Raw genomic sequence first — 21,565 nt, 5'->3', positions numbered from 1 at the left:
CAACTTCGAGGTGTTGACAAAGTAGCAAAAGGAAGGGCAAAAATGGTATAATATAGGCAAAGAAAAAGCAGTAGGATGTGTTTAGGGATGCTGACAGAGCGAGCCGGGGTACAAATAAAAATGCACTGTATCACCCTTGAGGATCTGGTGCCGCAGGAGCACTTTTTGCGAAAATTGGAAAAGGCTGTGGATTTCAGCTTCATCTACGACGAGGTTCGGGATTTGTACTGCCCAGATAACGGAAGGCCTGGGGTCGATCCGGTAGTGCTGGTAAAATATCTGCTGGTCGGGTATTTGTACGGAATCGAATCGGAACGGCGCATCGAGCAGGAGATTCAAGTAAATATGGCCTACCGGTGGTTTCTGGGGTTGGATCTGGATGACCGGGTGCCTGATCACTCTACGATCTCCCAAAATCGGCGCAGGCGATTTCATGGAAAAAATGTGTTCCGCCACTTGTTCGAGCATATTCTGCATCTATGCATGGAAAAGGGACTGGTGGATGGAAAGATCATTCTGACAGATTCCACGCATGTAAAAGCGAATGCTTCCTTTAAGGCGAATACAAAAGTGCTGGCGGAGCGCAAGACAACGGACTACATGGAACGGCTGGACCGGTATGAAGCAGAGGAACGTGTGAGGTTGGAGTCATCCGGCGCCGTCAAGCCGCAGCGTGCCGGACGTGAGAAAAAGGAAAGCACAAAAGTGGAAAAGACGGTCAGCACCACCGATCCGGATGCCGGGATGCTGCGGCGGTCGGGGAAACCGGAGGGGATGCACTATCTGGATCACCAAAGCGTAGACGCCGCTCATGGAATCGTGGTAGACGTGGCGGTGACGCCAGGAAACGCGAACGATTCGGAGCCATACCTGGGGCGCATCGAATACATGCGGGAACACATGGGATTGGAAATTCAGGAAGCCGGCGCGGACAGCGCCTACGGCACCAGCATGATTTACCGGGCGATGGAGGATATGGGCATCCGGCTGCACACGCCCGGGGAAACGGGCGGGGCGACCTACAAGGTGGAGCTCAAGCGCGAGGATTTTCGGTACGATGCGGAAAAGGACTGCTTCCTTTGTCCATGGGGAAAGGAACTGACACTGCGGAGCCTTGAGAGGGAGAGCTACAATATCTGCCGGATATACAGAGCCGACAGGAAGGACTGCCGGGCCTGCCCGATGCTGAGCAAATGTGTGAGCAACAGCCACCGAAGCCGAACCATCCGGAAGAACATCTTTGAGGAAGCCGTAAAAAGGCAGCGGAAAACGGACGACGCTTCTACCCACAAGCGTATTCTCGGCCTGCGGCAGATTTGGTGTGAGGGCAGCTTTGCGGCCCAGAAATGGATGCACAACTTAAGGTGCCTGTTCAGGCGAGGAATAGAGGCAGCGGAAGACCACTGCCTCCTTTCGGCAACCGCCTTGAACCTCAAACGAATGATTAAGTGCTTAGGATAACCTCCAAGGCGCTATTTTTTTGCCTGTCCCATTACTTTTTTGTGTTTTCATCCCAGATGACGGGGTTTGTCAACACCTCGAACTTGTCCCGAAGTTCCGGGACAAGATCGGTGTGGCCTCGACAACATTGTTACTCTCTGCACGAAATGGTAAAATATAGGTAGGATACAACAATAAGGTTGCTTAATGAAAGGAGAATTTTTATGAAGTTTATCAAACTGATATTTAAGATTATCGCCGCGCCGTTTGTGGTTCTGCTGACGATAGTAACACCCATGATTGAATTTGTGTTCTGCTATGCAGCCGCTCTCTTGCAAGTGGTTTCCGGGATAGGTGTTCTTATCAGTATTGCCCTGCTGATAAGCGGCGAAAAGCTGGGCTTCGGCGTGTTCCTGTTCCTGTCGTTTTTGATTTCTCCTCTTGGGATTCCCGCCATTGCGGAACACCTGATTGACGGACTGCACAGCCTGAACAACTCGCTTCGCTTTTTCATTGTAAACTAACATCAGAATAACAGAGCTGCCGGGCTACTTCGGGCCAACTTGGCCCGAAGTTGTTTTTTCGAGGAAAGGAGGAAATGCACATAGCAACCACCCGCCTTATGACCCGTCATGCAGGAAGCGGCATGACCATTATGGAAACCTTAAAGGACGGTTTTGATTACGGGAAAAATCCAGACAAGACCCGCAACGGCGATTTAATTCTTGCCTATGAATGTGACCCCGACACGGCTGACGCAGAATTTTTACTCTCAAAAGCAAAGTACAAAGCTATCACAGGGCGGGAACAAAAACGGGATAATGATGTGCTGTATTATCAAATCCGGCAGGCATTCCCGCCCGGCGAAACAGATCCGGAAACCGCCCTCAAAATCAGTTATGACCTTGCCATGCGCTGGACGAAAGGCCGACACGCCTTTTTCGTGGTTTCCCATGCTGACCGCCCCCACCCTCATTGCCATATCTACTACAATTCAACCTCGCTGGACTGCACCCGGAAATTCCGGGATTTTATCGGTTCGGCCCGTGCGGTGCGGCGGCTCTCCGACCGTATATGTTTTGAAAATAGGCTATCTGTTATTACCAATCCGAAACGCCACAGCAAGGGAAAATTCAAGCATTACGGGGAATGGCTCGGCGGTCATAAGCCGCCCACCTTTCAAGAGAAATTAAAGGCGCAGATTGATATTTGCCTTGCAACGAAGCCGCCGGATATGGATACCTTTTTACAAGCAATGGTGGCGGCTGGCTATGAAATCAAGCAGGGGCGCGGCGGCGCAATTAGCTTTCGGGCAGAGGGGCAGGAACGCTTTACCCGGCTCCGTGCTTCTACTCTTGGCAAGGGCTACGGGCAGGAGGATATACAAGCGGCGATTGAGGGCAGAACCGCCCCGCAGCAACGGCGCAAGGTCAATCTGATTGTGGATATTCAATCCCGTATGAAAGCTGGAAAAGGCCCTGCCTATGAACGGTGGGCAAAGGTATTCAACCTAAAGCAAATGGCGGCAGCCTTACAGTATTTACAGGAAAACGGCTTGATAGAATATGCGGATTTAGAGCAAAAGGCCGCAGAGCTTACCGACCACTTTCATGTGCTTTCGGATAGCATAAAATCCACCGAAGCCGCTATGCGTGTCAATGCGGAGCTAAAGGCGGCAGTGGTGGATTACGCTAAAACCCGGTCTGTGTTTGAGGGGTATAAGGCGGCGAAGTACAACAAGAAATATCTTGTGGAGCATGAAGCGGATATTGCCACCTACCGGGCGGCGCAGGACACCTTCCGGCGTTTGCTGTCCGGGGCAAAGTTACCTAAAATGGATACGCTGAAAGCAGAGTTTCAGCGGTTGTCGGCAGACAAGAAAAAGGCTTACCGGGAGTATCGGGAAACCAAAAAAGATATGCAGGAAATTGTAACGGTGAAAAGCAATATTGACCATCTGCTTGGCCTGATGGACGCGCAGAAAAATAAGGAAAGGGAGCGATAGCGACATGACGCAACATAAGGTGCGAAGCGCCGACTTCGGGCCAACTTGGCCCGAAGTGGCAGGGTTTGGGGCGGCTTGCCCCAACAAGCAATTTTTAAGATTTGACCGCAGGGAAAAATCTTAAAAATGTGCAAGTGTCAATACACTTGCCCTGCTTGCGGGTTAGCGTAAGCCCCAAAAATGGCACAAAAATTGTGGTTTGCTTTTAATATCCTTCCGCCCCAAAATTCCGATTACCAAATTTGTATTTTAAATTTGCATGTCTATCGAAAATCATTATCGCACTTTTTCCTTTGAGATATCCCATGATTTGCGATATACTGTATTTTGGTGGAATTGAGAGAAGCAAATGAATATGGTCGGGCATTATATGTCCTTCTATGATCGCAATTCCCTTCCTTTTGCATAAATCTCTTATGATTTGCCGTATGTCGTCCCTCAATTGATAATAGATTATCTTTCGCTGATACTTCGGCGTGAATACGTGGTCATTATGTCTGTCTGTGTGCGGTGATGATGGTGAAACTGTAAGCATTTACGGTAATTTCGCTGCCGAGATGTACTATGATACGACTCCAGAGGCAAGATATATGGAGCTATGGTTGCCATTAAGTTCATCGCAAAGTATAATGCAAATATGGATAAAAACAATGGAATACAAAAATAATCTACTCCGGTTTTTTGCCTATTGGTATGGCGATTTTTGGGCCTTTAGCAGATGTTGTCCCATTTCGTTGGGTTATGGTTTGGTTCAGGCGTTGCGTTAATTATTATTGCTACAGTTACACACTGCAATCTCATTTAGCAAATAAATAGATGTATCATGGAAAAATGCGAATGGATATTACTCGCTATTTATATAATTTGGAGGGTTATAAAGTTGAATAAAATAACAAAAAAGAATGTCATTCCCATACTAAGCGTTACAGTGGTTGGTGTTTTATTAGGTCTTTTTTCGGCCTATATAGACAATAGGCATATCCATATCAATTTCTTCTTAGGTCAAATAAATGTAAATGCGATTCTTTCAAATTTTGGTATATGGATCCTTATTGCATTATTTATTTCATTAAAAAGCGAAAAATCTATTTCAGCTGCAATTAGAGTTTTGTTTTTTTTCTTAAGTCTAAATATTACATTTCATATATACCATTTATTGATTCATGTTAATGTTAATAGCTATATGTTAATTTGGTATACAATTACCGCAATATCGCCGTTTTTGGCCGTTTTATGTCATAAAATAAAGCAAGATAATATCTTAGCGGTATTACTATCAGCAGGTGTTATTTCGGTAATGCTTTTGCAAATTATGTCCAGTAATCATGATGATATGTATTGTGAGATAATATTTTTAATTTGTGCTATAATTCTTATGCATAAAAAATTGATTACAACATTAATATCACTGTGTATAGGACCTGCTATTGCCTTTTTTCTGTATCAAATGCCTTTCTTTTCCTGAATGAGATGGTTTTTTAGTAAAAAGTCTGAAAATATGAAGGATTAATAGATGTTTACGACTTTTGCGAAGGATTTTGGATTGGAGTATATTTTGATATAATAATGACGCTTTCCAAAGGAAAATGTCCTTATCTAATACAATGGAATATTGATATGTGTTTGCGAGGGAACTGAACAAGTTGAAAAAGGTAAGACCTGACCTCTAGACCTGTGGCTAATACCGGCGTAAGAAAGCAATTTCTTACGCCATCTTTGCGTCTGAAAGAGCTTCCGAATTAATTGAAGTCTCTCATTTACACCCCTTGATAGATTACATAGATAGAGTTATCAAATGACAAATTGAATTGCCATACAGAAAAATAGACTTGCTCTGCGATTTTATTAGCCCTTAATAAAAAATCAACTTGACAATAATACAATGACAGTTTTGGTTACTTGGTCTTTAAAAATATTGAAGTCTAAGCCGTTGTGTGAAAATGCAGATTTTTCCTGTCTAAGAGCATCAATTAAAATGCAGCAAGTGTAAACTTTTTCAAATAAGTCATCTTGCGTTATGCCATTTTTATTTAATAGCTCTTTAATTTTTAAAAAATATTCATTTTCAAAATTGGAAAAATGACGATTGATATCAGTATCTTCTGATATCATCATTCTTAACTGAGCCAGAGCGTGACTGGTATCGGCATATAAGTCAATATAATAACAGATCCAATTTTCGACAAAACTAGCTAGTGAAAAAGGTTGTTGCAAACTTAATTTTTCAAGTAAATGGCCTGAAATATTTTCAAGATAATCGTGAAAAGCAGCAATGTATATTTGTTTCTTATCTTTAAAGTAACTATATAGCGCTCCTGTTGAGATACCAGCACGTTTGGCAATCTCAATTGTATTGGTTTTATAATATCCTTTTTCGCAAAAAAGGGCAAACCCGGCATCTAGTATTTTTTTCTTTGTTTCAATAGAACGTTTTTGAATGGGTTCTCTTACATCATTCATAATATCACCTCTTTTTTATTATACTTGGAACTTTAAATCAGGTCAATGAAATGTGAATCATTATTCGCATTTTGTTGACATCTATCAATGCGGGTACTATAATAATAATGTGAATAATCATTCGTATATAGGAGGAAGAATAATGGATTTTTTAACACTGGCAAAACAACGCTGCACAACACGCGGCTTTACGGGAGCACAGATTCCAAAAGATGACTTAAATCAGATTTTATCGGCTGGACGTGTCGCCCCTACAGCCTGTAATAAACAACCACAAAGGATTATTGTTGTTCAAAGTGAAGAAAACATTTTAAAAATTAAAAAGGCTTATCAAACGTTTGGTTCTAAGTGTGTTTTTATCGTGTGTCGGGATCGACGGGATGAATTAATACGGCCATTTGATCAAAAATGTTCTGGCGATTTGGATATAGGTATTGTCTGTGACCACCTGATGTTGGCAGCAAGAGAATTAAATATTGGAAGCGTAATGGTTGGTTTGTTTGATCCCGCAATTATAAGCAATGAATTTCATTTACCAGAGTACATAGAACCGACAGCTTTACTCTTAATGGGGTATCCAGAAAAAGGCTTTTTAAGTCCAGAGCGTCATATTGCCCAACGCAAAGAAATAAGCGAAACGGTGATGTATGAGAAATATATAGATTAAGGTAAAAGTCTTCCATAGGAGTTGTTGAGTATGAAAGTATTAGTAAGTGCATGTGTACTAGGATGTAATTGTAAATATAATGGAAGAAACAATCGCAATGAAGCTGTGATTGAATATCTAAAAGGAAAAGAGGTTCTCAGTATTTGTCCTGAAATGTTAGCCAATATGCCTATTCCCCGACCATGTGCTGAGATTGTTGATGAAGTAGTGATGGATGATAAGGGAAATAATGTTGATTCTGATTATAGGAAAGCAGTTGCGCTTGCATTAGAAAAAATAGAAGGAGAAAAAATTGATTTGGCTATTTTGCAGTCAAGAAGTCCAACTTGCGGAGTTAACAATATATATGATGGAACATTTACCGGGAAGCTAATATCTGGTCAGGGACTTTTTGCTAAAGCCCTGATTACTAAAGGGTACCCCGTAAAAGATGCAGAAGATTTTAATATGTAGATTCGAAATAGAAAAATTCAATGTTTTTGCCGAATATCAGTTGGTCGTCGTGTCTAACTTTTCATTACATTAGAAAGAGGGATTAGCATTGCTGATCCCTTTTTCTGTACTCCAAAGGGGTACAGCCAATCTGTTCTCGGAAAGTTTTCGTAAAGTAGCTGCTGCTTTGAAATCCGCATTGAAAGGCAATATCGATAGAAGTCATATCTGTATCGATTAACATTTGACATGCTTTTTGGATTCGATATTGTTTCAGGTACTGATTCGGTGTGGAATGGATTGTACGGTGAAAACAGCGCAGAACTTCGCTTTCACTGATCAGCGCTACCCTTGCTAAAGTAGAGATGGTTATGGTTTCTGAAAAATGCATCTGAATGTATTGAAGCATGGTTTTTATTCGATCGGCATTTCGAAGATTTCGAATGCTGGGTTTTGCTTCACATATGGAATGATTTGTTAGCACAATTAGAATCAATTGCGATAATTCGTTCCTGACATATATTTCAAAACCATTTTCAGTGTTATAAAGTCTGTTCCATACAGAAATCGAGTAAGCGAGTATTTTGTCCTGCCAGTTAATGAATGGGTCTAATAAAATGTATGGCAGATTTTTATTCTGGATAATCGGCTCAATATAATTTTGCCAGTATATACTATCTATGCTTCCGATTAGCCTTGGATGAAAAACAATGGATCTTAAAACGTATTCGCCATCGTTTGTTGCATGAATGGAATGAAGAAAGCCTGCATTGATAAATATCCCTTGATTTTTGTTTAGGATATGTTCTGTGCTATTAACAGATACTTTTATCGATCCTGAGATTACCCATATAATCTCAAAATCTTCGTGCCAGTGCCAGGGAATAGAATAGCTTGATAAGTTTTCCTCATAAAAAGCAATCGGGAATTCTGACGTTCCATGCTTTTGAACTTCTTCACCGGAAGAATTCACTGTTACATTACATTTTGCTATGCTCATACAAGATACCTTCTCTTTGACGATTTTATTATATAATTTCGAGTGAAATATTATATAAAAGTTCGTTGAATGATGATATTATTATATCACAAAAAAGAGAAGGAGATCAATATGTTTCAATTACTGTTAGTAATTATCTATATTGCATTTATTAGTCTTGGATTGCCCGATTCCTTATTGGGTTCGGCATGGCCATCCATGTATATGGAATTTGGGGTGCCGATTTCATACATAGGCGTCATTTCTATGATTATTGCAATCGGAACCGTTGTTTCAAGTTTACAGAGTGATAAACTTACCCGTAAATTTGGAACCGGAAAGATAACGACCATCAGCATTACTATGACGGCAGTTGCTTTATTTGGCTTTTCCAGTTCACACTCATTTGGTTTGCTTTGTTTCTGGGCAGTTCCTTACGGACTTGGAGCAGGTAGTGTTGATGCATCCTTGAATAATTATGTAGCACTTCACTATGCAAGCAGACATATGAGTTGGCTTCATTGTATGTGGGGAATCGGCGCAACTATTGGGCCTTATATGATGGGATATGCCTTGAAGCATGGTCAGAATTGGAATGCAGGTTATCAGTATATTTCCTTTTTACAGATTGCTTTTGCAGTAGTTTTGTTTTTTAGCCTGCCGTTATGGAAGAACCAAAAAGGGACGGCAGAAGAGAATGATATTTTAGCGGGAAAAGCATTGCCTTTGAAAGAGGTAATTCAGATTTCTGGAGCAAAAGAAGTAATGCTTTGTTTCTTTTGCTACTGTGCTTTGGAACAGACGACCGGCTTATGGGCAAGCAGTTATCTTACCCTGATCAAAGGATTTTCAATTGAGACAGCGGCTGGTTTTGCAAGTATGTTTTTTATTGGTATTACCATTGGGAGGGTATTAAGTGGATTTATAAGTATGAAATTAAGCGATTTACAAATGATTCGTCTGGGGCAGGGAATCATTGCGGCTGGTATTATTATGATGTTACTGCCGTTAAATGAAGTAATATCTTTGGTCGGCTTGTTTTTCTTTGGTTTTGGATGTGCGCCAATCTACCCATGTATTATTCACTCCACTCCGTCCCGTTTTGGTGCGGATAAGTCACAGGCAATCATCGGGGTTCAGATGGCAAGTGCATATGTGGGAACCTGTGTGATGCCGCCGCTATTCGGCTTAATTGCAAAGCATATAAATATTGTTTTGCTGCCGGTATATTTGCTAATCATTCTTTTATTAATGGTGATGATGCATGAATTGCTGGTAAAAAAAACTGCTTGAAGGGATGAAGAAAATGTTTGCTGATTATCATGTTCACACAGAATTTAGCGATGATTCTGTTTATGAAATGGAAGAGGTTGTAAAAGATGCAATACAAATAAAAATGGAAGAAATATGTTTTACGGATCATGTAGATTATGGAGTTAAGCTGGACTGGAATGATAAGAAAGAAATTCAATATCGCGATGGTATGCCTATGGCAAATGTGTATTATCCAGAATATTTTGAGACGATTAAGGAATTACAATATTTATATGGTGACTTGATTGCTATAAAAAAGGGAATGGAGTTTGGAGTACAGGTGCATACAATTTCTCAATATGAAAAGCTCTTTGTGAAATATCCATTTGATTTTATTATTCTATCTGTGCATCAAATAGATAACTTGGAATTATGGACACAGGATTTTCAGAAAGGAAAGAGCCAGAAAGAATATAACGAAAAATATTATCAAGAGCTGCTGGAAATTGTAAAACAATATAAAAATTATAGTGTTTTGGGACATTTAGATATTATTATAAGATATGATAAAAATGGCACATATCCGTTTGAAAAGATTTCAGACATAGTTAATGAAATTTTAAAAATTGTCATTCGTGATGGAAAAGGAATAGAAGTAAATACGTCATCCTACAGATATGGACTTACGGATATGACACCATCCAAAGATATACTTACTTTATATAAAAAATTAGGCGGTGAGATTATCACGATTGGAAGCGACAGTCATAAAAAAGGACAGCTAGGTGCACATATTGAAAATACCAAGAAAGTATTATTCGATATGGGATTTCGATATCATTGTACATACGAGAATATGAGGCCGCATTTTCATAAGTTGATATAATAGAAAATTGTCCGGATAACTTAGTTTATCTTCACTATAAAAGGAGACACAGTATGCGATCAGAAAAAGAAATGATGGATTTAATCATAGCAGTTGCCAACAATGATGTCCGCATTCGTGCGGCCTACTTAGAAGGTTCACGTGCAAATCCAAATGTACCAAAAGATATCTTTCAAGATTATGATATTGTATATGTTGTTACAGAAACAAGGTCATTCAGAGAGGACAAAGCCTGGATTGATCGATTTGGTGAGCGCTTGTATATGCAATATCCAGAGGAAAATATCTACTACACTTCTGATGTTGAAAATTGCTATGGTTGGCTAATTCAATTCACTGATGGAAATAGATTGGATTTACATGTAAAGACATTAGAAACTGTACTTAATAGTCTAGAATTGTATAAAACACTAGTTGACAAGGACAATATCATGCCTCAAAAACAAGTATTGTCCGATGAAGAATATTGGGTGAAAAAGCCGGTGCCAAATCAATTCTATTGTACATGTAATGAATTTTGGTGGTGTTTAAATAATGTGGCGAAGGGATTATGGAGGAATGAGATTCCATATGCAATGGATATGATAAATTTTCAAATAAGGCCAATGCTTAGGCGGCTGCTGGAATGGAAAATTGGGATTGATAATGATTTTTCAGTCAGCGCAGGGAAATCCGCAAAATACATGGACAAGTATTTGCCGAAAGGGATTTATGAACAATACTTAGAATCTTATTCGAAAGCACAAATAAACGCTATATGGGATGCTGTTTTTCTCATGTGCGATTTGTTTCAGAAAATTTCTTTGGAGGTAAGTGAGAAATTAAATTTCCCCTACGATTTGACAGAAGCAAGAAATAGCAAGAGCTACCTTGAGCGCGTTAAAAGCTTACCGTCCAACGCAACAGAAATATACTAGATTTGCCTATTGCGATGAAGAGGAAGCGCTTTGCCTTAAGGAATACGAATATAAGCGCAAGCAAAATAATACACCCGAAGATATGTTTATACAAATTGATATTCCACTGACATTGGTACATCAATTTGAACTTATGAAAAACGCCGGTTTTAAAACGGTTGAAGTTTTGTATCAAAATTGTGGAACAGTAATTATTAGAGCAGAAAAATAGCAACTAATGAAATGATGTAGGGGGTGATAATGATTGAAGTTCAATGGTTACTATGTCCTATATGTGGCAATAAAACAAGACTGAAAATTAGGAAAGATACAATCCTCGAAAACTTCCCCCTATACTGTCCCAAATGTAAACAAGAATCTCTAATCAATGTGCTACAACTCAATTTGTCAGTTATCAAAGAGCCAGACGCAAAGACGCAGAGCCGATAATCAATGAGTACATATCTCTTGATTATCGGCTCTTTTCATATAACAATTTTCTGTTATACGATTGCTGACAAATTTAACAGACATACAAAGCCGTCATTTTCCGTTAAAAATCGGAAAGAGTATACCTGTAATTCTTCTTATTCTGGCGGCTTTGGGATAAGGAGGTTTTTATGTACCCCAAAGCATTTTTTTCTCTGAGAGAAACGCCGCCATATTGTGACGGTTTAATATAGCAGAAAAATTTCATTTACATAGTTTAAAAGTATTATATCAACTTGTGGGCGGCTATTGCGCCCATTTTTTATTCGACACCTTTCGCGCTAATTTGCGTAAAGGTGTTTTTTTGTATCCTTTTTTCACTGACAACGTATGGAACAAGCCTTGTCACTTCGGGCCAACTTGGCCCGAAGTCCGACCTCGCTGTCGTTCCCCTCCCGCTCCATTTCGATTCACTATTCCCTAAAAAATCGAAATGGAGGAACGCCTTATGGCAAAAATCAATCTGCGGGATTATTACCCGTTTTATAATTCAGACTTTTTTGTTGAGATATCAGATGAAATCAAGGACGCTTTGCTGGAAGCAGAACGTTTGGAGAAAAACTACATTCGCCGCCGCTTCTATAACAAAGCCCACTATTCGCTGGACGCTGACGACGGGATCGAAAAGGATATTCTTTTTGAATCCCTTTCCCCTTGCGAGATTTACGAGCGTAAAATTACTTCCGAACAACTGCACTCCGCAATCGCTTACTTGCCGGACAAGCAAGGAAAACGAATTTATGCCCATTACATACTCGGTATGAGTAAATCCGATATTGCACGGGCAGAGGGTATAAATGAAAAAGCCGTCAGAGTTGCTATTGAGAAAGGGTTGAAAAGCATGGAGAAATTTTTGAAAAAGTCTTAATTTCCAGTTCCGAATTTGCCTTTCAAATCACATGGCTATTAGAAGGAGTTTTTTCTCCATCTGCCGTTCTTTGACAACTGAATACAGATAACCCGGATACGTTCAATCAAAAGGGAGCCAAGCCACAGGGTACGCCAAAACCGCCCGTTGAAAGGGGGAAAAACCAAACGGAGCGTGAGCGATTCCTACCAACTGTGACAGAGCAGATATGGCAATCTACCCGGCGATAATCTTTTGATTGGTACAATGATACTTACGGTTTGAACGCGTCACAGTATTGACCGTCGCGCCATCAGCATGGGGCGGGGTGAAATTCCCATGAGGGCGGTTGCCGCCGCCTGTCCGGGTTATCCTCTTATTTACCATATAGGAGGCCGCGCCGGGCATTTCTGTCTAATGACAGCCCATTCTTTCCCGGCGCGGCACTCCCCCTATTCTGGCATAGGAGAATCGAAATGGAAAAAGATATGAATTTATCGGAAATACTGCCTGAACCGTGGAGCAACAATGCTTGTCGCGGCTATGTCATTTGGGCAATGGAAAGCTGTGGTTTTAGCTCTGATGATATTCGGCGCGTGGTTATGGAACTGAACGAAAGATTTGACTTCAAATCCATTCACGAAGCAGACGGGCATTACCGGAACAGTCCCTATTGACTTCGGGCCAACTCGGCCCGAAGTATGAGGAAAGATTAACAGCCATCACTTTTGCTTATAAAGTGGTGACTGTTTATGTTTCCTCATAGGACAGCAGGAAACATAAAGTACATTTTTCATTTGAGAAGGAGGCACAAAGCGATGGTAAATCTGGAACAGATCATCACAATGCAAGATGTGGATATTGCCACAGTGGATAAATCACAGTTGACAGATGTTAGCGGAATCGACTTTGATAACAGCCTGCCTCAAAGGGAACGTGCGGCACATATTTTGAAGCAGGTAAAAAACCCTTACTGCTTCCGTCATGGAGATACTGCGGTAAAGGTAGAGTTCCCGGAGGACGGCCCCCCCTTGCAGGATGTAATTACAAACTTTCTTATACGGCAGAAAAGCGGCCTGTAATCGGTCATGTCACTTCGGGCCAACTTGGCCCGAAGTCGGTAATATCAGCTATCTAACAGTATTTTTAAGCCCTCGACAACATTGTTCGCATTATGCTGAAATGGTATAATGTAAGTGTAATGTGATAGGAAGGAGGAAGCATGGCACGAACCAAAAACAGGGAAACAAATACTGCTGTTTCTCAATTTTCGTATAATCCTACACGGTGGAATCTTGCAAAATATATCCGGTTATCCAAAGAGGACTTGAATCGTGGCAAGGACGACAGCAACAGTGTCACCAATCAAAAAAAGTTGCTTGATGATTATTACAGACAGCACCTTGATGAATTTGAAAGCGCCGAAACCTATGTTGATGACGGTTGCACAGGTACAGACACGAACCGGGCAGATTTTCAAAGACTGCTGGCCGACATTTACGCGAAAAAGGTAAACTGCGTGATTGTCAAAGACCTTTCCCGTCTTTCCCGTAACTATACGGACGCCGGGAGCCTGATTGAAAATTTGTTTGTTCAGATGAATGTACGCTTTATCAGCTTGGCAGAGGGCGTAGACAGTTATTTGAACCCTGACAGCGTATCAAGTATTCTTGTTCCTATAACGAACGTAATGAACGACCAGTATTGTTACCAAACTTCAAAGAAAATCCGTCAGGTGTTTGACTACAAGAAACGTAATGGCGAATTTATTGGCTCCTATGCCCCCTATGGCTACATCAAAGACCCCAATGATAAACACGCTTTGTTGGTAGACCATGAAGCCGCCGAAGTGGTAAAGAAGATTTTTTCCATGTGTCTAAGCGGTATGACCGTCAGGGCTATTGTGAATCATCTGAACGACCACGGTGTTATGTGTCCTTCCGTTTACAAGCAAAGTCAGGGATTAAAGTACAAATGCCCCAACGGACAGACACAGCCCATGTGGAGTACCATTACTATCAGCAATATGCTGAAAAATCCCGTCTATGTTGGAGATATGGCACAGGGGCGAAACCGTGTGAAAAGCTACAAGATACACAAAATCGAAGCTGTACCTGAAAAAGACTGGATTGTTGTCCCGAATACCCATGAACCGATTATTGACCGCGAAGCCTTTGAAAAGGTTAAGCAACTGCTAAAGCGTGACACCCGCACTTCTCCAAAACAGAAACAGCTTTATCTGTTTAGCGGCTTTCTCCGCTGTGCGGATTGTGGCCGGGCAATGTCGCGGATAGCAAGCAAGGAATTGTACGTTTACTACCAATGCGGAACATATAAGAGCCTTTCTAAAAAAGCCTGCACTATGCACTCTATTAAAAGCACAAGGCTTGAAGCGGCTGTACTCTATGCAATCCGGCAACAGGTACATCTTGCAGTCAGCTATTCCGCTATTGTATCAAAAATTAACTTGGCTCCGCTCAAAAAAAGCCAGTCGATACGGCTGAATGAACTGATTACCGCAAAAGAAAAAGAGCTTACCAAAATCATGCGGTACAAGCAAGCACTTTATCAGGACTGGAAAGACGGTCATATCACACATAATGATTACCGCCACATGAGTGAAGATTATGAACAGCAAAATGAAGCCATTGGCACAGTGATTGCCAATCTGAAAAAAGAGCGGGACGAACTGGAAAATGGCATTGACACCGAAAATCCTTTTTTAGCAACTTTCCGAAAATACGAGAACATCGACAAGCTGACAAGAGAAATCTTAATCGAACTGGTTGACCATATCAAAGTATACGAGGGCGGCGACATAAGCATACGGTTTAAGTTTGCCGACGAGCTGCGCCGCATTATCCAGTATATCGAAGTCAACTCGCATTTACAGGTAGGATAAGACACCTACACACGAACAGAGCTTGTTGGTTTTCCTAATATATAACACTCATATGTGGATACGGTAGGAAAAAATGCAAAAAGGATAACAGAGTATATCCAAAATCAACTAGAAGAAGATAAATTAGAGGATCAATTAACGTTTAGGGAATACCAAGACCCTTTTAAGGGTAGCAAATAACAATCTTTTGCAAATGTCAGATCGTACCAGCCATTGCAATGGCCGCCAGTAACGGCGGGTTATACCCGCTTTTGAAATACCACCGGCGTAGCCGGTGGATTTTTATTATCTGGCAGTTTCCTCCGCCCGTTCCCGTCTGAGGAAAAGTATGCTATAATGTTCCCATTGTAACGCCGCGCCGGGAGCGCGGCAGAGGAGGAACTCATGTTTTACCGAAAGACTTCGCATGGGATAGAGATCCCGTCGTCCCCCGATCTGGATTTGCTCCAGACGCTCGACTGCGGCCAGTGCTTTCGCTGGCAGGTGCTGCCCGGCGGGGAATACCGCGGGATTGCCTGCGGGCGTACACTCACGATCACCGAGCAGAACGAGACGGTGCTGTTCCACGGAGTGACGGCGGCGGAGTTCGAAACAACCTGGATTCCTTACTTCGATCTGGATTTCGATTACGCGGCGGTGCGCGAGTCGCTGGCGCAGATGCACCCGGCGCTGCGGCAGGCGGCCGAATTTGCCCCGGGGATCCGTCTGCTGCAGCAGGACCCGTGGGAGGCGCTGTGTTCGTTTATTCTGTCTCAGAACAATAACATCCCGCGCATTAAGGGACTGGTGGACAGGCTCTGCCAGCTGCTTGGCGAAGAGCACGACGGCTTTTATGATTTTCCGTCGCCGGAACGTCTGGCTGTTCAGACGGTAGATTCCCTTGCGCCGGTACGCAGCGGCTTCCGAGCCAAATACCTGATCGACGCGGCGCAGAAGGTGGCTGGCGGCGAGGTGGATTTAGAAGCTCTTTCCCGCCTGCCGATCGATGAGGCGCGGCAAAGCCTGATGAAAATTTACGGCGTGGGGGAAAAGGTGGCGGAGTGCGCGCTGCTGTACGGCCTGCACCGGCTCGAAGCGTTTCCCATGGACGTGTGGATGAAGCGCGCCATGGCAGTGCTGCTGCCCGGCTATACTCCGCAGCAGCTTGGGCCGTATGCGGGCGTGGCGCAGCAGTATCTGTTCCATTACAGCCGGTGTAATGCACAGCTGTTCTCTGCCTGAATGGCACAAAAATTCCATGGAAGATTTTATAGATATTTTTTTCACAAGCCTGTCTTTTCTTCCGGTTTATGGTATAATGACAATAACGTATTCTAAAATCATTCAGGAGTGTGATCCATATGCCATTGGTAAATACGACGGAAATGTTCAAAAAAGCCTATGAGGGCGGATACGCCATCGGCGCGTTCAACGTCAACAACATGGAAATCATTCAGGGAATCACAGAAGCCTGCCATGAGCTGAGAGCTCCGGTCATCCTTCAGGTGTCCGCAGGCGCGCGCAAATATGCCAACCACACTTATTTGACAAAGCTGGTGGAAGCCGCAGTTCTGTTGGATCCCGAGCTGCCCATCGCTCTGCATCTGGATCACGGCCCCTCCTTTGAGCTGTGCAAGGAGTGCATCGACGGCGGTTTTACCTCCGTCATGTTCGATGGTTCCTCCAAGCCCTATGAGGAGAACGTGGAGGAAGCCCGCCGCGTTGCGGAGTATGCTCACAAATACAATGTAACGGTCGAGGCCGAGCTTGGTCAGCTGGCCGGTATTGAGGACGAAGTGAGTGTGGATGAGGACAAGGCACATTTCACCGACCCCGATCAGGTAGAGGATTTTGTCAAGAGAACCGGCGTGGATTCGCTGGCGATCGCCATTGGAACCAGCCACGGCGCCTATAAGTTCAAACCCGGCCAGAAGCCGCAGCTGCGCTTCGATATTCTGGAGGAGGTTTCCCGCCGTCTGCCCGGATTCCCCATCGTACTGCACGGTGCCTCGTCCGTTGTTCCACAGTTTGTGGAGGAAATCAACCGTTACGGCGGAAGCATGCCCGACGCGATCGGTATTCCGGAAGAAATGCTGCGCCAGGCGGCTACCATGGCTGTCTGCAAGATCAACATCGACTCCGACCTGCGTTTGGCCATGACCGCCAGCGTGCGCAAATATCTGGCGGAGAATCCTTCTCATTTCGATCCCCGCCAGTACCTCGGGCCCGCCCGCACCGCCATCAAAGAGATGGTCGAGCATAAGATCAACACCGTTCTGGGCTGCGCAGGCAAAGCATAAAGGGCCCTGGAAACGGCCGCTTTGTGTTGTGGATCAATCCGTGAAAAAAGTCGCTTCGGCGGGAATACAGTGTGAACTGTTTTAGCTCTCCGGGCAAGCCCCTTTGTCCTTTGGACAAAGGGGCTTTTTTATGCAGCGTCTGCCGCTATGAGACTGTTTACCCTGTAAAAGGAGAACGGCGTTCTGTCTGTTTGCCCGCTGATTTTGGACGGACGCGTATACCTTTACTCTGAGCGGAGGAGAACAGATCTTCCCCAAAAGGTTCATAATTGAGGCTGAACCCATCATATTTATTCAGACAGAGATACCGGCACAGGTACCTACACAGCCGCTGGATGCTGATCCGGCGGTTGAGTTCTCCTTGGCTCGGTGTGCAGGTGTCCGGATAAAATGGAGGGGGCTTGTTGTATGCGCGCAGAATTTGTTGATTCGGTATTGACCTTCTCGTTCGATAACATCGGCACGATGACTCTTGCGGCGATCTTCCTGCTGATTGGCTACTGGATCAAAAGTAAAGTTCATTTCCTCGAAAAGTTTTGCATCCCCGCTCCCGTGGTGGGCGGATTCTTATTCGTGTTTATCAATTTCGGCTTTTACTTAAGCGGAGCGGTCAGTTTTCAATTTGATTCCACGCTTCAGTCGGTCTTTATGCTCGCGTTTTTTACCACGGTAGGGCTGGGGGCCAGCCTGCGGGTGCTGCTGACCGGCGGTAAGCTGCTGGTGATTTATTGGCTGGTAAACGTGGTGGTAACGGTGCTGCAAACAGGCATTGGCGTCGGGCTTGGCCCGATGGTGGGGCTGCACGCGGCCTATGGAATTGTATCCGGCCCGGTGGCTCTGGTGGGCGGCCACGGCGGCGCGGCGGCCTACGGCCAGACGCTGGAAGCGATGGGCTACCCCGGCGCCAGTCTTGTCGGGCTTACGGCGGCGACCTTCGGTCTGATCGCAGCCAGCCTGATCGGCGGGCCTCTGGGCCGCCGCCTGATCATCCGGTATCGCCTGGAGCCAAAGCCGGAGGAGACGTTTGAGATTGATGTCGCGGGCTACGAAATGGAAGCGGCGGAGCGGCCGGAGATGGATTATGCCGCCACCATGAAAAACCTGACCGCGCTGATGCTCTGCATGACGCTTGGGGCGGTCATCGTCGGGTATCTGGGCCAGCTGGTTCACATGTCGATCCCCACCTATGTGGGCGCGATGTTCTTTGCCGTGCTGGTGCGCAACCTGAACGAGAAGTATCATTTTTATGAGTTCCGGATGGACTTTAACGACAAAGTCGGAGATGTGACTCTGGGGTTGTATCTGTCGATGGCGCTGATGACGCTCAAGCTTTGGGAACTGGCCGCGCTGGCGCTGCCGCTGCTCATTGTGCTGGTCACGCAGACGGTGCTTCTGGTTCTGCTCACGTATTTCGTGATTTTCCGGATTCTGGGCAAGAATTACGACGCGGCCGTCATGTGCGCCGGCCTGATCGGGCACGACATCGGCTCCACCCCCACCGCGGTAGCCAACATGACGACCATTCAGGAGAAATATGGCGAATCCCGCAAGGCGCTGATCATCGTTCCCATTGTGGGCGCGTTTTTGATCGATGTGTTCTATCAGCCGTTCGTCATCTGGTGCATCAATATTCTGTGCTGACCGCTCCTCCTCTGCGCCGCTGGGCAGAGGATTTGGAACAACGGCGTAGATTTTTTCTTCGCATAAAAATGCTTGCATGAGCGCGCCGCGCCGTGCATATGTATTGGTATGAAATAAGGGGGAGAGAGCGATGTTCGTCGTATCTGTGAAAGCAAAGCGTAAAAATATCCTGCTGGTTATTTTCCTGATTCTGGTGCTGATTCTTGTTACGATCACCGCAGTGGTTGTTCATGGCTCCGGCAGCGAGGCGACGATGGGCGGCCAGAAATATAATCTGAAGGCGGAGAGCAATGAGGACCGCATTGCGTTTTTGACCCAGTTCGGCTGGGAGGTTACGGAAGAACCGGTCGAAATCCGTGAGGTGACGATTCCGGCGACCTTTAACGAGGTATATGAAAAATACAATGCTCTGCAAAAGGAGCAGGGGCTCGACCTGACCCGTTATGCGGGCAAGATCTGCAAACAGTGGGTGTACCAGATCAACAACGCCACCGATCAGGGTTCGCCTGTTCGTGCCACCATGCTGGTTTACAGCGGCAAGGTGATCGGGGGAGATATCAGCTCCACCCCGCTGGACGGCTCGATGTGCGGATTTGCCGGCAGTGACCGTATCACGCCCGGCAATACGGCGCAGCAGCTCACCTCTTCGGCGGAGTCTGCCAAAGAGACGAATGTCAGCGAAATCCCCACCAACGCCTGGCCGACGGATTGACCTGGCGCATCGGATATCATTTTACATGAATAATTTAAAGCGCGGCGTGCGGGGAATGATTCTCCGCACGCTTTTCGTCTTGACGTTTCCCGCCTGCCCACGGTACAATAGAGCCGACAGCTTTACAAAAGGACATTTATTTCTTTCTCTGCCTGCGGCGAGGAAGAATTGCCGTATTCAGCCGGATGCCGGTTCGGTTGTCTGGCAATAGTAAGAATACAAAGGGCAGGGGGAAAGTACGATGGCGCTGAAACGGCTCGATAAAATACTGGCTTCTCAGAACATCGGCAGCCGCAAAGAAGTGGGCCTGATGATCCGCAAAGGGCGGGTCACGGTGAACGGAGCGGTGGTGGTGCGGCCGGAGCATAAGGCTGATGAGGAACAGGATGCGATTGCAGTGGAGGGCCGCGAGTTGGCGGTTTCCCGCTTTATTTACCTTATGATGAATAAACCGAAGGGCGTTCTGTCTGCTTCGCGCGATACCAGGGCTAAAACCGTTGTGGATCTGGTTCCGCAGGAGTGGCAGCGCCGGGGGCTGTTCCCGGCGGGCCGGCTCGATAAAGATACGGAAGGTTTGCTCATTTTGACAAACGATGGAGATTATGCACATAAAATGCTCTCACCCAAAAAGAAAGTTGAGAAAATTTATGATGCCGTACTCGATCTTCCCATCGATTCACAGGATATCCTAGCCTTTTCTGTCGGAGTAAAAATGAAAGATTTCGAAGCACTTCCTGCAAAATTGTCTGTTTTGCCCCCTGAGCTTGCCGACGAAAAAATCACGCCTTTGCAGCGTCAGGTACGCGTATGTATCCATGAGGGAAAATTCCATCAGGTTAAACGAATGTTTATGGCCCGCGGAAAAACCGTGCTGGCGCTGCGCCGCGTGCAGATTGGTTCGCTGAAATTGGACCCGAATCTTTCCCCTGGTGAAATTCGACAAATGACTGCCAAAGAAATTCTGGCGGTTTTCACCTGAAAAGCCTCCTTGTTTTTATCACATCTTTAGCTTCTTTATGGGATTTACCTAAACGCTCCATGCAAAGTTTGGGTAAAAAAGGTCTGTTAAAACCAGGGTGGTTCTGATATATTAATAATATCAAATCTTGCTATTCCATCAGGTTTTTGGCGTCAAGTGACGCCGTGCTTTCAGACTGATCCATATGCTCAGGAGGTTTATTATGGCAAGCTTATCACTCAGAAACATTTACAAGATTTATCCAGGCGGCGTGACGGCGGTTACGGATTTCTGCCTGGAGATCGAAGACAAGGAATTTATCATTCTGGTTGGCCCGTCCGGCTGCGGAAAATCCACCACGCTTCGTATGATCGCCGGGCTGGAGGAAATTTCCAAGGGCGAATTGTACATCGGGGACAAGCTGTCCAACGACATTGCCCCCAAAGACCGCGATATCGCAATGGTGTTCCAGAACTATGCGCTGTATCCGCACATGACCGTGTTCGATAACATGGCTTTCGGCCTCAAGCTCCGCAAGACTCCGAAGGATGAGATCAAGCGCCGCGTGGAAGAAGCCGCCCGCATTCTGGATATCTCTCACCTGCTCGACAGAAAGCCGAAGGCTCTCTCCGGCGGCCAGCGTCAGCGCGTTGCGCTGGGCCGTGCCATCGTCCGTGATCCGAAGGTCTTCCTGCTTGACGAGCCGCTCTCCAACCTG

23 protein-coding genes and 2 pseudogenes are annotated in these 21,565 nt (G+C 44.8%); 22 read left to right on the top strand and 3 right to left on the bottom strand.

Features of this window, described 5'->3' with window-relative positions; genetic code table 11:
* Positions 1 to 87 precede the first annotated feature (87 nt).
* From HMPREF1141_RS12275 to HMPREF1141_RS12265, 3 genes are all read left to right on the top strand, one after another.
* Complete coding sequence (locus HMPREF1141_RS12275) at positions 88 to 1,461, top strand: IS1182 family transposase (RefSeq protein WP_009059751.1); 1,374 nt, start codon at positions 88 to 90, stop codon at positions 1,459 to 1,461.
* 203 nt (positions 1,462 to 1,664) lie between these two features.
* On the top strand, positions 1,665 to 1,964 hold the full coding sequence (locus tag HMPREF1141_RS12270) for a CD1845 family protein (protein ID WP_009064829.1): 300 nt from the start codon (positions 1,665 to 1,667) through the stop codon (positions 1,962 to 1,964).
* Positions 1,965 to 2,044: 80 nt separating this feature from the next.
* Positions 2,045 to 3,445 (top strand): relaxase/mobilization nuclease domain-containing protein, encoded by a 1,401-nt coding sequence (locus HMPREF1141_RS12265; protein WP_035317084.1) that lies wholly within the window; start codon positions 2,045 to 2,047, stop codon positions 3,443 to 3,445.
* A gap of 208 nt (positions 3,446 to 3,653) precedes the next feature.
* On the opposite strand, the pseudogene tnpA reads toward HMPREF1141_RS12265, so the two are convergent.
* A pseudogene (gene tnpA / locus HMPREF1141_RS12260) lies at positions 3,654 to 3,980 on the bottom strand (IS200/IS605 family transposase); the annotation flags it as partial.
* A gap of 345 nt (positions 3,981 to 4,325) precedes the next feature.
* On the opposite strand from tnpA, the gene HMPREF1141_RS12255 reads away from it, so the two are divergent.
* Positions 4,326 to 4,910, top strand: coding sequence for a hypothetical protein (locus HMPREF1141_RS12255; RefSeq protein WP_020073007.1), 585 nt, complete (start codon positions 4,326 to 4,328; stop codon positions 4,908 to 4,910).
* Between the two features lie 398 nt (positions 4,911 to 5,308).
* Here HMPREF1141_RS12255 and HMPREF1141_RS12250 read toward each other — a convergent pair whose 3' ends face one another.
* Positions 5,309 to 5,905 (bottom strand): TetR/AcrR family transcriptional regulator, encoded by a 597-nt coding sequence (locus tag HMPREF1141_RS12250; RefSeq protein ID WP_009064831.1) that lies wholly within the window; start codon positions 5,903 to 5,905, stop codon positions 5,309 to 5,311.
* A gap of 142 nt (positions 5,906 to 6,047) precedes the next feature.
* Between HMPREF1141_RS12250 and HMPREF1141_RS12245 the strand changes: the two genes are divergently transcribed.
* Both HMPREF1141_RS12245 and HMPREF1141_RS12240 read left to right on the top strand, forming a co-directional pair.
* A complete protein-coding gene (locus HMPREF1141_RS12245; protein ID WP_009064821.1) occupies positions 6,048 to 6,572 on the top strand; it encodes a nitroreductase family protein in 525 nt (174 codons plus the stop codon).
* A 30-nt stretch (positions 6,573 to 6,602) separates the two neighbouring features.
* Complete coding sequence (locus tag HMPREF1141_RS12240; protein WP_011988846.1) at positions 6,603 to 7,025, top strand: DUF523 domain-containing protein; 423 nt, start codon at positions 6,603 to 6,605, stop codon at positions 7,023 to 7,025.
* 82 nt (positions 7,026 to 7,107) lie between these two features.
* Here HMPREF1141_RS12240 and HMPREF1141_RS12235 read toward each other — a convergent pair whose 3' ends face one another.
* Positions 7,108 to 8,004 (bottom strand): AraC family transcriptional regulator, encoded by an 897-nt coding sequence (locus HMPREF1141_RS12235; protein WP_009064827.1) that lies wholly within the window; start codon positions 8,002 to 8,004, stop codon positions 7,108 to 7,110.
* A 111-nt stretch (positions 8,005 to 8,115) separates the two neighbouring features.
* On the opposite strand from HMPREF1141_RS12235, the gene HMPREF1141_RS12230 reads away from it, so the two are divergent.
* From HMPREF1141_RS12230 to HMPREF1141_RS12170, 16 genes and pseudogenes are all read left to right on the top strand, one after another.
* The gene (locus tag HMPREF1141_RS12230; protein WP_009064824.1) at positions 8,116 to 9,276 is read left to right on the top strand and encodes an MFS transporter; all 1,161 of its coding nucleotides are present in this window, start codon (positions 8,116 to 8,118) and stop codon (positions 9,274 to 9,276) included.
* 13 nt (positions 9,277 to 9,289) lie between these two features.
* The gene (locus tag HMPREF1141_RS12225; RefSeq protein ID WP_009064810.1) at positions 9,290 to 10,123 is read left to right on the top strand and encodes a histidinol-phosphatase HisJ family protein; all 834 of its coding nucleotides are present in this window, start codon (positions 9,290 to 9,292) and stop codon (positions 10,121 to 10,123) included.
* Between the two features lie 53 nt (positions 10,124 to 10,176).
* Entirely contained in the window at positions 10,177 to 11,040 is an 864-nt protein-coding gene (locus HMPREF1141_RS12220) for an aminoglycoside 6-adenylyltransferase (protein ID WP_009064835.1), read from the top strand.
* On the top strand, positions 10,994 to 11,251 hold the full coding sequence (locus HMPREF1141_RS17160) for a hypothetical protein (RefSeq protein WP_011988844.1): 258 nt from the start codon (positions 10,994 to 10,996) through the stop codon (positions 11,249 to 11,251). The genes HMPREF1141_RS12220 and HMPREF1141_RS17160 overlap by 47 nt, the downstream gene beginning before the upstream one ends.
* A gap of 29 nt (positions 11,252 to 11,280) precedes the next feature.
* Positions 11,281 to 11,469, top strand: coding sequence for a cysteine-rich KTR domain-containing protein (locus HMPREF1141_RS17155; RefSeq protein ID WP_081488014.1), 189 nt, complete (start codon positions 11,281 to 11,283; stop codon positions 11,467 to 11,469).
* A 487-nt stretch (positions 11,470 to 11,956) separates the two neighbouring features.
* The gene (locus HMPREF1141_RS12215; RefSeq protein ID WP_009064814.1) at positions 11,957 to 12,376 is read left to right on the top strand and encodes a sigma factor-like helix-turn-helix DNA-binding protein; all 420 of its coding nucleotides are present in this window, start codon (positions 11,957 to 11,959) and stop codon (positions 12,374 to 12,376) included.
* Positions 12,377 to 12,831: 455 nt separating this feature from the next.
* Positions 12,832 to 13,032, top strand: coding sequence for a hypothetical protein (locus HMPREF1141_RS12210; protein WP_011988842.1), 201 nt, complete (start codon positions 12,832 to 12,834; stop codon positions 13,030 to 13,032).
* 141 nt (positions 13,033 to 13,173) lie between these two features.
* On the top strand, positions 13,174 to 13,437 hold the full coding sequence (locus tag HMPREF1141_RS12205; RefSeq protein ID WP_009064822.1) for a DUF6870 family protein: 264 nt from the start codon (positions 13,174 to 13,176) through the stop codon (positions 13,435 to 13,437).
* A 140-nt stretch (positions 13,438 to 13,577) separates the two neighbouring features.
* Positions 13,578 to 15,257 (top strand): recombinase family protein, encoded by a 1,680-nt coding sequence (locus HMPREF1141_RS12200; protein ID WP_009064819.1) that lies wholly within the window; start codon positions 13,578 to 13,580, stop codon positions 15,255 to 15,257.
* A gap of 51 nt (positions 15,258 to 15,308) precedes the next feature.
* A pseudogene (locus HMPREF1141_RS17590) lies at positions 15,309 to 15,437 on the top strand (IS200/IS605 family transposase); the annotation flags it as partial.
* A 204-nt stretch (positions 15,438 to 15,641) separates the two neighbouring features.
* Positions 15,642 to 16,478, top strand: a complete 837-nt coding sequence (locus tag HMPREF1141_RS12195; protein WP_009064826.1) for a DNA glycosylase — start codon at positions 15,642 to 15,644, stop codon at positions 16,476 to 16,478.
* A 119-nt stretch (positions 16,479 to 16,597) separates the two neighbouring features.
* Entirely contained in the window at positions 16,598 to 17,536 is a 939-nt protein-coding gene (gene fba, locus HMPREF1141_RS12190) for a class II fructose-1,6-bisphosphate aldolase (RefSeq protein ID WP_009064806.1), read from the top strand.
* Positions 17,537 to 17,944: 408 nt separating this feature from the next.
* Entirely contained in the window at positions 17,945 to 19,177 is a 1,233-nt protein-coding gene (gene gltS / locus HMPREF1141_RS12185) for a sodium/glutamate symporter (protein WP_009064834.1), read from the top strand.
* Positions 19,178 to 19,307: 130 nt separating this feature from the next.
* Positions 19,308 to 19,889 (top strand): DUF4830 domain-containing protein, encoded by a 582-nt coding sequence (locus tag HMPREF1141_RS12180; RefSeq protein WP_009064817.1) that lies wholly within the window; start codon positions 19,308 to 19,310, stop codon positions 19,887 to 19,889.
* A 241-nt stretch (positions 19,890 to 20,130) separates the two neighbouring features.
* Positions 20,131 to 20,868 (top strand): pseudouridine synthase, encoded by a 738-nt coding sequence (locus tag HMPREF1141_RS12175; RefSeq protein ID WP_009064800.1) that lies wholly within the window; start codon positions 20,131 to 20,133, stop codon positions 20,866 to 20,868.
* Positions 20,869 to 21,070: 202 nt separating this feature from the next.
* Positions 21,071 to 21,565, top strand: a 495-nt coding sequence (locus tag HMPREF1141_RS12170) for an ATP-binding cassette domain-containing protein (protein ID WP_009064802.1), incomplete at its 3' end; no start/stop codon positions are given.

Origin of the sequence: Clostridium sp. MSTE9 (genome assembly GCF_000277625.1) — a bacterium.
In the GTDB taxonomy this organism is placed as follows: Bacteria; Bacillota; Clostridia; order Oscillospirales; family Acutalibacteraceae; genus Faecalispora; species Faecalispora jeddahensis.
The sequence above is the reverse complement of the archived record's forward strand: the minus strand, read 5'-3'. Positions and strand labels throughout refer to the sequence as shown.